Source organism: Desulfitobacterium sp., from assembly GCF_035539115.1.
Lineage (GTDB): Bacteria > Bacillota > Desulfitobacteriia > Desulfitobacteriales > Desulfitobacteriaceae > Desulfitobacterium_A.
The window spans coordinates 1-15618 of the sequence record NZ_DATLJA010000016.1; the positions used below are offsets into that span (position 1 = coordinate 1).

Consider the following 15618-nt stretch of genomic DNA (forward strand, 5'->3'; position numbering starts at 1 on the left):
ATAGAAGACTTGGTCAGCGCCAAAGCGGTGGCCTTAGTCGCCTTATCCTGCCGAACTTAACCGCATTCATCGTAGGAAAGCGAAAACCGCTGGTTGCACTTATGCTATCTGCCAAAAATTTATACTTTCTGTTAGTATAAAGAAAACCCGGCTTTCGCCGAGCTTTGCGATAAAGAAGACTTGGCCAGCGCCAAAGCGATGGCCTTAGTCGCCTTATCCTGCCGGACTTAACTACTTGCATCGTAGGAAAACGAAGGCCGCTGGTTGCACTTATACTATTGCCCCCAGACTTATACTTTCTTACGAAAATGGACTACATTTTCATACCTCCCTGTGAATCGGCAGGTTCATGGAAGTTTCTGTTAGTATAACAGAAAAGCTCTTCCTTTCGAGGAAGAGCTCATGAACGAATTCAAAGTTCAACTCATCTCCCAGGAAAAAACTCCTGCAGGATTTAGCACCACTGCCATATGGCCGGTTGCCGGGTTTCATCGGGCCAGTCCCTCCACCACTCTGGATGAGAATCATATGCAATTTTATAATCCTATTATATGACAGTTTTCAGTAAAATGTCAACATAACAGATTTATTCAAGAATACCCATTGCCAAATAGAGCCTCATTATTTAGGAAAAAGGTTAAGGTAAATAGTTCAAGGGATTAACCGTATCGCCATTGATAATTACCTCAAAATGAAGGTGGGGACCTGTCGCATTCCCTGTTGCGCCAACTAAACCAATCGTTTGACCCTTGGCAACACTTTGCCCGGCAGAAACAAGCATCTTAGAAGAGTGGGCATAACGTGTCATAATCCCATTACCATGATCAATCACGATACAGTTACCATAACCGCCACCCCAACCTGCACTGACAACTTTTCCTGCAGCAGCGGCAACATACGGATCTCCCGTATCCCCTGCGAGGTCAATCCCAGTATGGAATCCTCCCCACCGATAACCATAATAGGAGTTAATATGTGAATTCAAGGGCCAACCCAGACCAGACGCTTGACCACTTCCGCGTGAAAAAGCAACTACCATTGGCGTACTTTTCGGTCCTTTAGCAATCACTTGCTTTACGGCTTCCTTAGTCACCTTTTCTTCGATAACACTTTTACTTACGATTTTGTCATTCTTCTGGACATATATATACTTAACTTCTTTTTGTCCATCACTTCCAGCCTGTGCGACCTTAGTCTGATCACTGCCAAGGCTGCTATCCGTTTTCGTCTCGACATCAAAAGGAATCGTCTCTTGATCTATACGTGTTCCCTTACTGACCACTGTTAAAAAGGGAGTAACCTTCGCCAAATTAATCTTCTGACCTGGTTTGATTTTCGTATCTAAGGTAGTTCCGGGATTTGCTGCGAGCACCTCAAGCGTTTTCATATTATTTTTGCGAGCAATAAGCCACCATGAATCACTGGCCTGGACGGTGTACTCCTGTTTTTGAATATTCCCTTGTTTCAGCTTTTCCAAAGCCTGTTCCGGCGTTAAAACTTTGTCAGGAGTAACTTCCACGGACTGAGTTTCGACTTGTTCTTCAAAAGAAACTTCGTTGACTTGATTTGTATCACTCGTTTTAGTATAGATATCTTGATATGATTTTAATAGTCCTTGAGCCTCTTCCAAGGATGGAAGAATAAAAATTGGTTGATTAGCAATCGTTATCTCACCCGCCTCAATATAGGTGGATAACTTATCTTGGAGCTCTCCTTCCGAAAGAGGTTGGAATTGATCCTTGCTGACACGAGCCGGTGTGAACTCAATTTTGTCATGAGTTTTCGCAACAACTCCAAGCGTAGCCCCTTTTTCTTGTAAAACAGTTTGAATCAAATTCTGTCCACTGAGCTGATTTACTACGATTCCAACCTTTTCACCATTAATTATCAAGTAAGCCGCAGATGATGAATTAGCGAGATAATAGCCTCCACTCCCTAAAACGATGAACGCGGCCAAAGTTCCACCGATAATTTTAGGAGATTTCCACCACTCTTTAGAAAACCAGGATCTATTTTGAAGCCACACTAAACTTTGTAGCCACGGTTTATTTGTAAAAAACAAGCTAAGACTAGACTTCTTCATTTAAGACCTCCTAATTATGCTTAATTTGCTTTTAGACTTATGGTCAAAGTCGTTAATTTTAGCGTTGCCAGTGACAACCTTTTTTTATTATACAAGATGTTTGTGATCTTTTGGTGAATTTCTCAAAAAAAAATGTGTAGTCGACAAAAAAAGTTATAATATCCTATTTTTCAACAAGCCCGAAGTCCCTCTTTTCAGGCTTGAGCTATTTGATCTTTCGCAGCGACGGAGTAAAACTTTTCTTTTTAAAGTTTTAATATTATAAGTTATACTGATAGTAGAAGTAACTTTTCTTTTATGAAACTTGGAGGAGACAAATGCAACACAAATTTTCCCGCACAGAAATATTAATAGGAGCGGAAGGGTTAGAACGCTTAAAGCAAAGCCATGTCATTATTTTTGGAGTCGGTGGGGTCGGCTCGTATACAGTTGAAGCGCTTGCCCGTGCCGGAGTTGGTAGTTTAACTTTGGTTGATTATGATGAGATTTGCCTAACAAACATCAATCGCCAGATCCATGCTCTTTATTCGACCGTGGGTCAGGCAAAGGTTGATGTCATGAAGGAAAGGATTACCCAAATTAATCATCAAGCTATTGTCGATGCACGCAAAGAATTTTACACTGAAGCGCAAGCGGATGAATTTTTGAGTGTAAAACCGGACTACGTTGTCGACGCTATCGATACAGTCTCTGGCAAAGTGAGTTTAGCCAAAGAATGTCTTAAACGCGAGATCCCTTTCATCTCCAGCATGGGGGCCGGAAACCGTATGTCCGCCAACAATTACACAATCACGGATATTTCCAAAACCAGTGGCGACCCGTTGGCTAAAGCCATGCGCAAGCTACTGAGAAAAGACGGAATTACCCACGGTATCAAGGTCGTCTATTCCCCTGACCTACCTCAAGAGCCGTTACCTGTTGAGTCAGATTGTCGGAATAATTGTATCTGTCCAGGCGGTGATGCCCATTGTGCCTTGAAGCGGCAGATTCCTGGAAGTATATCCTTCGTACCACCGGTTGTGGGCTTACTCATGGCTGGCGAAGTTGTACGAGACCTTCTTAAGAAGTAAGTCTTTCCAGTGTAGCTTCTGCACATCCGGACCTTCGGGCGTGACTCTCCACCGGAGACTCACGTACTTAGCGCTCCAGGGCTGTCTCATTCGCTTCCGAAGCAGCTTTGCCAAACCTCAGGGTAATACCTAAAGTGAACCACTGGCACGCTTCGCTTCGAAAGCCTCATTCGTCTCGACGCCCCTCCGCCGCAAATCGTTCACTCCTGTACGATAAGCTACGCTTTCGGGTCATTTAAGATTTTTTCATAGTGTATTTAAAAAGGCTCAGACCAGAATAACTGGTCTGAGCCTTTTGCTAGGTTACTTACCTACTTGTTTTAAGATTTCATTCATACTTCCACTGCGTAAGCCTTGTAGATCCAAGGTAACATAAGTGAAACCCAAATCCTTCAGGCGAGTCACAATCTCATCAATTAAAGCATCGGTAAGTTTGGCAAAATCCTCACGGGGTAATTCAACTCGGGCTATCTCTTGATGATACCTTACTCTGAGTTCGTTAAAACCGAGCTCACGAAGCACATTTTCAGCACGATCAATAATTTTCAACTTACCCAGGGTAATTTCTTCTCCATAAGGTAAACGTGAGGACAAGCATGCTAAGGAAGGCTTATTCCAGGTTGGAAGGCCAAGTTCTTTAGATAAAAGTCGAATATCCTCTTTCGTCATTCCAGCTTCCTGGAGAGGACTCCGAACGCCTTGCTCCTCTTTAGCCCGTTGACCCGGTCGATAGTCCTGAAGATCATCCAAATTTGCTCCATCGGCAACAAAATTGAATCCTTTTTCCGTCCGAATCACCGTTAATTTTGAAAAAAGTTCTGATTTGCAATAATAACAGCGATCCTGTGGGTTCTTTCTAAAATTAGGATCTGTGAGTTCGTCCGAATGAATCACCAGATGGTTAATCCCAATGGTTTTTACTGTTGCAATGGCTTCTTCTAATTCTCGCTCCGGATAAGTTTCGGAGGTCGCCGTTACCGCAAGACTTTTCTCCCCTAGTGTATCAAACGCAACTTTCGCTAGCAAGGAGCTATCAACTCCACCGGAATAAGCGACAAGAACGGAACCCATACTCATCAGTAGATCTTTAAGATTATTTAATTTCGAATCAACAGTAATATTCATGTTAATATCCTCCCTCCTTGTCCCCAATGCTTACCACTTTTTCGACGAAGAGAGAATAGGTGTCATCTTCATTTTTGACGGCTTCAAGGATGTTCTGTCCATCTTCTTTAAAGTTTCGAGAAGCTGTTAGTAACGGCTTACCTTCCTGTAATTTAACTTCTAAAATCTGACCCTTCGCCAACTTTTCCAAGGCCATTTTCGCCTTTAGATAGGTAATTGGACAGACCAGATTCGTGGTGTCCACAAACGCATCCCTTATCCTTGCCATATTAAGTCCCCCCTCTTCTCTCACAATAAAGAAAACTTGGCTTGCGCCAAGCCTCTGGCGTAGGCGGAAGCCTTAGTTGCACTTATGCTATCTGCCCAAAACTTATACTTTCTGTTAGTATAAAGAAAAACAGGGGAAAACGATTGCCCCTGTCTTTAAATGATACTCTCATTTTACATCAATAGACTTAAATTTCAAGTGCATCCCCCGTCAATTGCCCTGAGTTCTTATCATTATATTTGTCTATATCAAGCTCGTGTAAAAGCTTTGAGGAAACTAACCATACAGGTAAACCCATAATCGAAAGAACGGTAAAGGCTGTGAAAGTTGCTCCACCACCTACACCGGCAAGAATCATCAAATGGATAGCAATCATAATTTCGTCAGAATTAAAAAAAATTTGAGTGATTAGTAATCCAAACGGTCAAAATTGTATTATAATAGATGCCAATAAGGTATAACAGGAGGTAACAGTTATGTCAGAAATTGAAGTGACTAAAGTTGGGAAGGTTGGAGTTTTACCTACCGATAAGAACCTTGGTTTTGGAAAAATCTTCACCGATCATATGTTTGTTATGGACTATGACTCTAGAAAGGGATGGCATTCCCCGCGGATCATTCCCTATGCTGAGTTCTCCTCCCTCCCCGCAATGATTGTATTTCATTATGGGCAAGCTATTTTTGAAGGTATGAAGGCTTTTCGAACTGTTGATAATCATATTAATGTATTTAGGCCCTACGAATATTTGAATCGCTTTAATCGCTCCGCAGATTTTCTATGCATCCCCAAAATGGATGTTGAGCAAATCCATACGGCCTTATTTCAACTATTGGCCTTAGAAAAAGATTGGGTCCCAGGTGATCCTGGTACATCCCTTTATATCAGACCTTTCGTCATTGCGAGCGAACCCCACCTTGGAGTTAAGGTCGCGGATAGCTACAAACTATTCATTATCCTATCGCCAGTTGGGGCCTACTATGAGACCGGCTTTAAACCAGTCAGCATTAAAGTAGAAGACAAATATGTCCGTGCTACAAAGGGTGGACTCGGTCAAGCTAAAACTCCGGCAAACTATGCTATGAGTTTAGCGGCTCAGCAAGAAGCTTATGCTGATGGTTTTGGCCAAGTTCTGTGGTTAGATGCAGTCCACCGCAAATATATTGAAGAAGTAGGAACCATGAATATCTTTTTTAAGATCAATGGCGAAATCATTACCCCAGAGTTAAATGGCAGTATTTTGGGTGGAATTACCAGAAGAACGGTCTTGGAATTGTCCAAAAGTTGGGGTATGAAAGTGTCCGAGCGTCAGATCTCGATTGAGGAAGTATTCGAAGCCCATACCAAAGGAGAATTGGAAGAGGTATTTGGATCTGGTACCGCTGCTGTAATCTCCCCGGTCGGTGAGCTTTCTTGGAAGGGCCAAAAAATTGCCATCAATAATAACCAAACAGGTGAATTTTCGCAAAAGTTATTTGACTATATCACAAGCGTTCAATCGGGTAAGATTGATGATCAGTTGGGCTGGATGGAAGATGTAAACTGCTGATCAAGTAGCTATCGCTCCAACAAACTGAAAAACAAAAAGAAACCGCCCTTCGGTAATTTAAATTATCGAAGGGCGGTTTCTTTTTGATCGTGTTAACTATCGAATAATAAGGTTCACAGAGTTAACGTACTAGTTTAGGTGGAAATTGGTAAACTAATGTCGTATTATTGTAATAGTATTACTAAGACAGGATTGCAGAATTAAAACTTGAATTTGATATGCCCTCAAGTTATTCCAATCTTGAGTTAACACTTCTTTGAAGAAGTTAACGGATTAATAATAACAACTAGGAGATAAGCTATGAAAGACGGAATTTTTGAAACTTTTCCTTTCGGTATCATATGTTTAAGTCCCGATAACCAAATTCTTCGGAAAAATAAGAAAGCTTGTCAGTTCCTTCAACATCTAGATTCCCAAGAACTTTATCCCCTTTTAAAAAAATTTAAAGAGGAACAAATAACTTCATGGGCTGGCTTCAATAACGAAAACCTATACATCAATCATTTCGAAATTGAAAACACACCTGGTTCCTTGATTCTTATGGGGACTGATCTCGATTTTACGAATAATGTACCCTCTATATTTGAACAAAGTATTGAAGATTTTACTGCAAATCCTCATGAAGTTATCGATCGAATTGTTGCTCTCATAGGTGATGCCGTAATCTTCGAACGCTTTGACTTATTACGGGTTGATCCTCAAATTCGTAAATACACTTATGAATACTCGATTGGTATTAATATCGAGGGAACGGTCCATACCGCCTACTCTGAAATGAAAAACTCAGGTCTCGTCTGGATTTTTGAACACGAAACTCCCCATCTCGTTCAAGATCTGGGACAGATCGACACCAGCTTTTTTGAGGACCCTCTTCTCTTTCAAGCCGGGTTCAGATCTTTGTTGCGGATTCCTATTGTTTTTGACCATGGGGTTGTTGGTGCCATAATGTTGGCAAGCTCAGAAGTTGGACGTTTCCAACTGGAAGATGCCTTTCTCCTCGAACAACTTGCCAAGCTCTTTGCCCAAGCCTACTTCCATTCTGGTCTTCAATTAGAATATGAATACAAAGAACTGACAACCTGCACGTTTATCCAAACCGCAATCGCCCTTGTGAACGAAACTAATGTTAAGGAATTTCTCGGGGAGTACTGTGAAAAGTTGCGAAACACTTCCAAAATGGATCAGGTTAGTATTTTTCTCCTCGATGATAAAAAGAAGCAACGTCTCTGCCTTGCACAAGCTGGAAGAGAAGCTCTCGATAGTGGCGACTGGATCCCAATTCCGGATACAGGGATGCTGGAGATGCTTCAAAATCAGTCCATCGTTTCCTTCAATTTAACGAACCCTCTCTATTCAAATGTAGCCCACCTCATTGGCAAAGGATTCACCTCGGCCATCTACTCCCCCATCTCCAAGAATGGACAAATTGTCGGAGCTCTCGGTGCAATTTGCTCAGATGAAAGTGCTCTTTCTTCATTTACTGCTGGTTTATTTAAAATTGCCTCTGAGCAGATGAGTCTAATTTTTGCCAAGGTTCCGCTTAAACCTTCACCTGCTAAATACCGTAAACCCTGTCAGGCTATCCATCTCGGATTTCAAAATATTATCGGAACTTCTCAAATTATGCAGGAAACAATTCATCGAGCGGCTACAGCATCTCAATATGAGTTCCCGATCCTCGTCACAGGCGAAACCGGTACCGGTAAAGAACTTTTTGCCAAAGCCATTCATCAAACCAGTAAAGTTGCGGACGGCCCCTTTATCGTCGTGAATTCGGCTGCGATTCCCGAAAACCTGCTCGAATCTGAACTCTTTGGTTATCAAGAAGGGGCTTTTACCGGTGGCTTAAAAGGGGGTAAGCGCGGTAAAATTCTCCTCGCTGATAAAGGGACTTTATTTCTCGATGAAATTGGCGAACTTTCCCCTGAACTCCAAGCAAAACTTTTAAGAGTGATTCAGGAGCAAGAAGTGGAACCTCTCGGTTCGACTAAGCCTATTCCCGTTCAGGTCCGGATTATCTCCGCAACTCATCGCGACCTCAATCAAATGGTTCAGGAAGGTGGATTCCGGGAAGATTTACTCTATCGTCTGAATGCGATCGAAATCCAACTTCCTCCTTTGCGCGAACGCGGAAATGATATCATTGAACTTGCTGAACACATGCTCGAGCAACTTTCTCAAAGTCATGGGGTTGACCCTAAAACCTTCTCTCCCGGTACTCGCGAACTTTTACTGGAATACAACTGGCCGGGAAACGTACGCCAACTTCAAAACATTATAAATCAGCTCTTTGTTTTTGTTGAATCCGCGACAATTCAGCCGAAGGACCTCCCCCCTGATTTCCATTCTGCGCCTGAAAGCTCAGCTGAGACCGAGAAGGACAAAATGGTACGCCTTCTTGACGAATTCGGTGGAAACAAAACCGCGCTTGCTCACTACCTCGGGATCACGCGCACGGGGCTTTGGAAAAAGCTTAAACGATTAGGATTACAGCAATCCATGATATAAAGAAAACTTGGCTTGCGCCAAGCCTCTGGCGTAGGCGGAAGCCTTAGTTGCACTTATGCTATCTGCCCCAAACTTATACTTTCTGTTAGTATGAGAAAAAGAGGATGCTTCAGTAAAAGATTATATTCTGAAGCATCCTCTTTTTAATTAAACTTTTTAAGCAAATTCGTTACTGGACTTAATGAAACCTTTAAATAACTTCCGGCTATACTCGTCATTCCTCAAAACTTCTGGATGCCACTGCACGCCGATACAGAATTTGGCCCCGAGCTTTTCAATTCCTTCAATGATCCCATCCCGCGCGACCGCATTTAGAATGAAGCCTTCTGGTACAAGGGATACCGCCTGATGGTGGAGACTATTGACTTGAACTTGCTCTGCACCCATGATCCTACTCAGCCGTGAGTCCAAAATTTCAACCTCATGCCAAGCACATTCCCGCGGAGCTGTTTGATTATGTTCAAAAGCAAGCGGGCATTCAGACCGAATGTCCTGATAAATTTTCCCTTCCGCAGCCACTGCCAATACCTGAATTCCTCGACAGATGCCGAGAATCGGTAAATCGTCTTTTAGTGCAAGCTGTGCTAAAAGAATCTCGCTTTGATCCCGCTCAGGGATACATCCTCCAATTCCCCTTTTCGGTTGTTCACCGAGAAAAACAGGAGCAATATCTCCCCCACCTGTGAGAACAATGCCGTCGACGAGACTAACGAGTTCTTCTGCCTCCTCTTTCGTCTGTACCGGTGGGAGTAAGAGCGCTTGTCCCCCTGCCTTCCTAATACTTTCAACATAAAATTCGCGTGGAAAAGTTTTCAATTCTTCAGTACAATGAGCAACCGTTATACCGATGATCGGTCTCCGAGCCATAACAAACTCTCCTTACTTAATAATAATAGGATTTTTAGCCGTTTATGCCTATTACCGAATGCGATATCACTGATTATTTCTAGTCTACCTACATTATTTGGGAATGTTGAATAACCTGTATTAGACAACCCCTTCTTGATAAATGGTAAGGTAGTGAAACGTATGTTTGACATTGTCTTACAAGAAATACCTTTAGCTACTATAATCGCCATCGGTGTGTTTATTCTGTTGATTTTGCGAATACTACTTGGCTAATCCTTGTCTTTCGCTGTTTTAGCCTTATCCTAGCCTCACTCTGTTAATCCGCCATCCTTTATAGTGGTTTTAAGCGTTTTTGTATATTACCAATATACTACTAATGGTGACTTATGGAATCTACCAAGATACAATATTCATTGCAAACGACAAGAGCATAGTGAGTAGCTGAGTATTAGAGGACAATATAATCACTTTTCAATGTACTCTCGTAAAATTGATATTTCATCTTCCACCCTAATTCTGACTTCCTTCCTCTGGCAGCTCACGGATCCTATTGTACTGCAAAGGAGTAAGTCATTTCCAGAGAGAACTATGTCGAATTAGAGTAAAAAAAGACCCCTGCCATCTCAGACAAGGGGATATAGTATGGGGAGGACATGTTTAAAAGAAGAATCACAAGAGTTATTGTAACCTACTTTTCTCAATATAGCCTGAAGGTTTCCTGAAGGAAATGTGAAACATTTGTGAAAAATAATAATTAGAAATTCCACGAAGATTTCTCTTTCTTATACAATTCTTCGATAGGTATTCCCAAGGCTACTGCTAGGCGGGCTAGTAAAGCAATTCGAGGATTCTCTACCCCATTTTCAATATCCCTGAGGTATTTCGGTTTAATACCGACGATTGCTGCAATTTCATTTTGCTGAAGCCCTCGTTTTTCACGAAAATAAGTTATACGTGGGCCTAGATTGGAAGTGAGCAATTTGATCACTCCTTTTATATAAAACTCTTGTACTATTTTCAACAAATTACGCTAAAATCCTGCTTTAATCAAAAAGACTGGTTTAGCCCCCCAACTTAAATTGGCAAAACAAAAGAGCCGCCCAATCGGGTGACTCTTCATTTCTTAATTACATTCAATTACGTCCGGAATCTTAGCATGTAGTTCGGCAAGAAGAACCTTCAATTCATCTCGTTCCTCTCGCGCTAGAGCCAGTTCATCTTTAATCATAGCCAGCTCATCCATAACTGTATCGTGGGTTTCATTTAAAATGTGCTCTTGATTCTCTCCTGACTTTCTGGAAACATAGCCGAGAACCGGGAGAGCTGCCCCCTGGAATAAACTCTGGATGAGGAATTGAACCCATCCAATTAAACCTTCAGGTCGTTGCCAGAAAAGAGGGATTAAAACAAATGCGCAGACAATCCAAAAGGCAGCCATCGTTGATAACCAGAACGAGATTTTGTCCCCAACCCAGTCGTTAAAGCGTCTCATTAATTTAGTCCTCCTAATGTAGATATAACATTCATTCTAACGCATTACGTTAAAAGTTTAAAGAGATGTTGTCATGGTCCACCATATCCGGGAGATCTGCATCCGTTTTGAGTTGGTCCTCGGTGTATCTTTCGGCAATAAAAATGCCTGAAATTTATCAGGCATTTGGTGGAGCACCAACAGAGGCGCAAGTTGATGAAATTGCTTATTCAATATATATCCTCCTTACCTACCCAATGTATGAACTGCTAATCCGGATATAATAGCCGTCAGAATTGGAAGTACGATTGCTATCCAACCAGGTACTAACCCTTTGACAGCCGTTTTTAGCTCAGAATGAACTGAATCATTTTCTTCTTTTAGCTTGTCATGGACTTTTTCATGCTCTGCTTTAAAATCATTGAGATCATCTTTTGTCATATACTTACCTACAATCAGCAGGTGCAAGGAATTAACTGCTGTTTCAACATTTTTAACCGTTTCTTTGATTTCAGATACATCATCTTTCAACGCTTGGACTTCTGGGTCATTCCCCCCCATAGCTTGCCCTCCTTACATGCCTTGTCCTTTTTTACCACATAATATGGTTTTATTGAATAAAGGGTGTCCAGTGCTGTTACATAAAAATAACGCCTTGAAATCAAGGCGTTATTTTTATGTTATTGGACTAAGTGGGTCAACTATGCAGTAAGTTTCGCTTGAACTGCGGTAGCATAGTCAGGGATTTTAATATCTGTTACGGCCAATAGCCCTTGTTTAATCAAATTTACGAGCATATCAACGTAAAGTGTATTAACCATTAGATAATCCCCTCCTGCTTCAGCTTGATTAAATTATTTTCTATTGGCCCATCAGCACCAGTGACGAGCACAACCCCCGAACGAGCCGTTCCTGCTACCCCAAAAATACTTTTATCCAAAAGGATGTTTGCGGCTATGAAATTTGGGTCATTAACTTAGATATCAGAAGCAGTATCATAGTATCCGACTGCGGATGGGTAAAGCCAAATATTTCCGCTAGCATCATGCCCTGTGGCTCCTGCAGGAACTCCTGTGGCTGCTTTATTTGGCATGGCTCCTAGCAATCCAGTATCGTCTTGATGTAATCGACAAAATTTATACCCATAAAGATCTCGCTGAACTTAGAAAAGCAATAGATATGATCTATTTTGTCTATTACCTGTCTATTTCTTGTATATTACGATTAAGAAATAACACGTTTTTACAGACACTTAAAATAAAAGAATCCCTTAAACGTCAAGTGTTTAAAGGATTCGGTCTTTGTTAAAATTAGATATCTGTTAATCCTAAACTTATCTCAATAGCCTGATCCACTCTCAACATCACTTCTTCATCAAGCACTGCCACTTTCTCTTTCAAACGGCTTTTATCAATAGTCCGTATCTGCTCTGTTAAAATTACCGAATCTCGTTCTAAGCCGCTACGTTTGGCACGAACTTCAACGTGAGTGGGTAGCTTTGCTTTCGTAATCTGAGAGGTAATAGCCGCGATGATAGTCGTCGGGCTAAACTGATTTCCGATATCATTTTGAATCACTAAAACGGGTCTTGTTCCGCCTTGTTCGGAACCGACGACGGGGTTGAGTTCAGCATAATAAATTTCCCCGCGCTTTATGATCATCTCTGACACTCCATATGTGTTCCATCAAAAATTTGACTAGCTTCTTCTTCTGTAGATGACAATTCTTTAGCAATGGCCAAATTGAGTTGAGCCATCTCGAGGTAGCCTTTTCGCATTTCCTCGCGGATTCCCTTCTTCCGTCGTTCGTGAAGAATACTATTAATAGCCTCACGAATAAATTCGCTGCGATTTCTCTTCTCTAGAGTAACGATTCCATCCACTTCCGCAAGCAAACTTTCCGGCAGACTGATCATAATCCGCTTACTTTCCGCCAACATCAGCACCCCCAAGTCTTATAGCCATAGCTATACTTCATTATAGACAATAACCGCCAAAGGTGTCAACGAAACTAGCACCGTAGACAGGGTAAAAATGGCTCAATAGCTCGATTTATCCTGATGTAATTTATGGAAACACAAGCTTTTATGAAGAATCAATCCATCAAATCCATCAACATTTATAGTATTTGAGTATAGCTTCATTGATATACTTAGCCCTCGCCTAAAATTCGTTGAACCATGACTTGATGAGCCAATAGTTCAAACTGATCATCCAGAGGCGTTAGCCCACCCGAGGTTCCAGCCCGTTCGAAGGCCAGAGCAAGCAATAAATCAGCGAAATGCGGATTTTTCGGTAAAAGAGGTCCATGGAGATACGTACCAAAAATATTTTTATAGTGTACCCCTTCAGCCCTATCTTCGCCGTTATTCCCATTCCCGTACAAAACCTGCCCAATCGTCTGAAGACCCTTTCCTAAAAAAGTCTTTCCTGAATGATTTTCAAACCCAACCAACGTTTCAAGGTTTCTTGTCAATAATTGTGCGCCCTGCTTCTCACGCAGCTCACTTTCTAATTTGACAACTACGTTACCGATTAAACGCTTGGATCCTGCTTCAGTCCAGAGATCGAGAAACCCTAAACCTGGGATTTTCTTTCCCCCAGCCATCTGATAATATTGCCCTAGAAGTTGATACCCGCCACAAATCGCCAGCACAACAAGGCCATCTTCAATCGCGGATTTCAACTCCTCTTTTCTTTTCACTAAATCTTCAACTAGGATATTCTGTTCGCGATCTGATCCTCCTCCGATGAATAAGATATCTGTCTCCGCAAAATTCAGCGGGTCACCTAAGGAAACTCTTTGAACCTTTGCCTCGATTCCTCGCCACTGGGCACGCTGGGTTAAGGCTATGATATTCCCCCTATCCCCATAAAGGTCCAGCAAATCAGGATAGAGATGGGCAATATTAATCTTCACTCTTATCCCTCCTCGCGTGTATTTCTTCCTTTAATGCTCTTTTCTCGAGAATCTCGCGGACAGGGAAAAGTGCAGTATAGGTTGGACAAATAAAGGTCGGTTCTTCTCCCGTAGCCGCGGCCTGTAGCTGATCAACAGCTGTCTCTAAGGTATGTTCGATTCTTAGTTTTTCAACTGGAACACCCGCATATTTCAAGCGTAAGGCCATATCTTCCGCTCTTAACCCCGAGCAAAAAATCTCCTGAACACGGTCCGAATGCTCACCCAAAATTTCAAATTGAACATCCCAGAGCCAAGAAATATCTCGCCCATCCGCGGCTAAATCGTTAATGATAATCAATAACCGGACCTGCTTTGCTTCGGTGTTAAAGACAGTTTGAAGAACTTGATTAAAGCCAGTTGGGTTCTTAACCAAGGTTAAGGTAATCTTTCCTCGAGGCAGAAGAAATCGTTCCATCCGTCCAGCTTGAGGAATAAACTGACGGATTCCCCGTTCGATCTCCTGCTCCCGGATTCCTAAACGTTTTGCAGCTGTGATAGCAGCAAGCGCGTTGTAGAGATTGTAATACCCCTGAAGCCCTAGAGTATACTCTGTCACCCCAACCTTGAATTTAAGGTCAGCCTCTTCGGAGTGGACGTCTTCAGCCAAAACCTGGACCTTCGGCCTCGCAAAATCACATTCGGGACAGTTGTAAATTCCAAGTTGACCGTAATGAAATAAACGATACTCCAATGGAGCGCCACACTGTGGACAGAATCTGGCTTCCCTCGTTTCCGTGCTTTGAGTCTTGCTTTCCGGGGTCCTATCGACACCAAAATAAAGGGTATGCTGGCGATCAATTCCAAACTGCGCCACCAAAGGATCATCAGCATTTAAGATCAGATCCGTTTTCATCGGCAGAGAATTTTTTACTAACTTCACGGTCGTATCAAGTTCCCCATAGCGATCGAGTTGATCTCGAAAAAAATTCGTAATGATAGCTACATCTGGCTTGACTTGCTCACAGAGCTTGGGAACTGTGGCTTCATCCACTTCAAGCAAAGCCAGTTGAACTTTAGCCCGCCCCCGCCAATTCATATTGAACAAAAGTGCCCCGGTAATTCCCGTCACTAAGTTTGCTCCAGCTTGATTAAACGCAAAATGTTTACCAGCGGTTCGTAAAATATTAGCTAACAGATTCGCCGTCGTCGTCTTGCCATTGGTTCCCGTCACTATAACAATTCCTTCTTGATATTCTGAGGCAAGATCTCGTATGATTTGAGGATGAATCTTGAGTGCCACTCTGCCAGGCAGGGTTGTTCCTTTTTTTCCCAGGAGTCGGAGGAGCCAGCTAATTCCTTTGCTAACCCATAAAGCTCCCCAAAATCGCCATGTCCGCTTCACAAACGTTGTCTCCTTCACGTATCATTGCTCCACCAATTTTAGCACTCTTTGGGCGAGCTTATCAACCAAAACCGGAATGCTTCTTTGGTTTTGCTAAGGACTTAAATTATTTAAATAATTAAGTCCTTAGCAAATTGTCGGCAAAATCAATCATTTTATAGAAATATAGGGAAACTACATGATATCGATTGTATTTTGTCGTCAATGATATTAGGAAATCTGTGAAGTTTTGACGAATTCATCGTTTGTCCAATCCATAATAAGGAAGGATGTGTCTTTATGCCGATATTTAAACGGGAGCTTACCCCCTCGCCAAGTACTGATGAATGTTCCAACAAACTCTATGAATGTTTGACCCATTGTAATTCTACCAAGCCTAATAAGGTAGATATTC

Annotated in this window: 15 protein-coding genes and 1 riboswitch; of the genes, 3 read left to right on the top strand and 12 right to left on the bottom strand. The window is 42.1% G+C overall.

The window, feature by feature from the left end; all coding sequences use genetic code 11:
* Positions 1-421: 421 nt before the first annotated feature.
* A riboswitch (SAM riboswitch) is annotated at positions 422-524 on the bottom strand.
* Positions 525-637: 113 nt separating this feature from the next.
* A complete protein-coding gene (locus tag VM640_RS02580; RefSeq protein WP_325389618.1) occupies positions 638-2083 on the bottom strand; it encodes a peptidoglycan DD-metalloendopeptidase family protein in 1446 nt (481 codons plus the stop codon).
* Positions 2084-2400: 317 nt separating this feature from the next.
* Here VM640_RS02580 and VM640_RS02585 point away from each other — a divergent pair, with 317 nt between their 5' ends.
* The gene (locus VM640_RS02585; RefSeq protein ID WP_325389620.1) at positions 2401-3153 is read left to right on the top strand and encodes a tRNA threonylcarbamoyladenosine dehydratase; all 753 of its coding nucleotides are present in this window, start codon (positions 2401-2403) and stop codon (positions 3151-3153) included.
* Between the two features lie 303 nt (positions 3154-3456).
* On the opposite strand, the gene larE is transcribed toward VM640_RS02585, so the two are convergent.
* The 3 genes from larE to VM640_RS02600 all read right to left on the bottom strand — a co-directional run bounded on the left by larE (position 3457) and on the right by VM640_RS02600 (position 4922).
* Positions 3457-4278, bottom strand: a complete 822-nt coding sequence (larE, locus tag VM640_RS02590; protein ID WP_325389622.1) for an ATP-dependent sacrificial sulfur transferase LarE — start codon at positions 4276-4278, stop codon at positions 3457-3459.
* A 1-nt stretch (position 4279) separates the two neighbouring features.
* Positions 4280-4546, bottom strand: coding sequence for a sulfurtransferase TusA family protein (locus tag VM640_RS02595; protein ID WP_325389624.1), 267 nt, complete (start codon positions 4544-4546; stop codon positions 4280-4282).
* 187 nt (positions 4547-4733) lie between these two features.
* Entirely contained in the window at positions 4734-4922 is a 189-nt protein-coding gene (locus VM640_RS02600) for a hypothetical protein (protein ID WP_325389626.1), read from the bottom strand.
* A gap of 100 nt (positions 4923-5022) precedes the next feature.
* Between VM640_RS02600 and VM640_RS02605 the strand changes: the two genes are divergently transcribed.
* Both VM640_RS02605 and VM640_RS02610 read left to right on the top strand, forming a co-directional pair.
* Entirely contained in the window at positions 5023-6093 is a 1071-nt protein-coding gene (locus VM640_RS02605) for a branched-chain amino acid aminotransferase (RefSeq protein WP_325389628.1), read from the top strand.
* Between the two features lie 300 nt (positions 6094-6393).
* Positions 6394-8601, top strand: a complete 2208-nt coding sequence (locus tag VM640_RS02610; RefSeq protein WP_325389630.1) for a sigma-54-dependent Fis family transcriptional regulator — start codon at positions 6394-6396, stop codon at positions 8599-8601.
* Positions 8602-8757: 156 nt separating this feature from the next.
* Here VM640_RS02610 and VM640_RS02615 read toward each other — a convergent pair whose 3' ends face one another.
* From VM640_RS02615 to VM640_RS02650, 8 genes are all read right to left on the bottom strand, one after another.
* Positions 8758-9468, bottom strand: coding sequence for a gamma-glutamyl-gamma-aminobutyrate hydrolase family protein (locus VM640_RS02615; protein WP_325389632.1), 711 nt, complete (start codon positions 9466-9468; stop codon positions 8758-8760).
* Positions 9469-10204: 736 nt separating this feature from the next.
* Positions 10205-10429 carry a helix-turn-helix domain-containing protein gene (locus VM640_RS02620; protein ID WP_325389634.1) on the bottom strand — a complete coding sequence of 75 codons (225 nt, stop codon included), beginning with the start codon at positions 10427-10429 and terminating at the stop codon, positions 10205-10207.
* Positions 10430-10573: 144 nt separating this feature from the next.
* Complete coding sequence (locus VM640_RS02625; protein WP_325389636.1) at positions 10574-10942, bottom strand: hypothetical protein; 369 nt, start codon at positions 10940-10942, stop codon at positions 10574-10576.
* A 225-nt stretch (positions 10943-11167) separates the two neighbouring features.
* Complete coding sequence (locus tag VM640_RS02630) at positions 11168-11482, bottom strand: hypothetical protein (protein ID WP_325389638.1); 315 nt, start codon at positions 11480-11482, stop codon at positions 11168-11170.
* 749 nt (positions 11483-12231) lie between these two features.
* Positions 12232-12582 (bottom strand): type II toxin-antitoxin system PemK/MazF family toxin, encoded by a 351-nt coding sequence (locus VM640_RS02635; protein WP_325389640.1) that lies wholly within the window; start codon positions 12580-12582, stop codon positions 12232-12234.
* Entirely contained in the window at positions 12579-12857 is a 279-nt protein-coding gene (locus VM640_RS02640) for a CopG family ribbon-helix-helix protein (protein ID WP_325389679.1), read from the bottom strand. Before VM640_RS02640 ends, VM640_RS02635 begins: the two co-directional genes overlap by 4 nt.
* Positions 12858-13072: 215 nt before the next feature.
* Positions 13073-13840: a type 1 glutamine amidotransferase gene (locus VM640_RS02645; protein ID WP_325389642.1), complete on the bottom strand. Its 768-nt coding sequence runs from the start codon at positions 13838-13840 to the stop codon at positions 13073-13075.
* A complete protein-coding gene (locus VM640_RS02650) occupies positions 13830-15224 on the bottom strand; it encodes a MurT ligase domain-containing protein (RefSeq protein ID WP_325389644.1) in 1395 nt (464 codons plus the stop codon). Before VM640_RS02650 ends, VM640_RS02645 begins: the two co-directional genes overlap by 11 nt.
* Between the last annotated feature and the right edge of the window lie 394 nt (positions 15225-15618).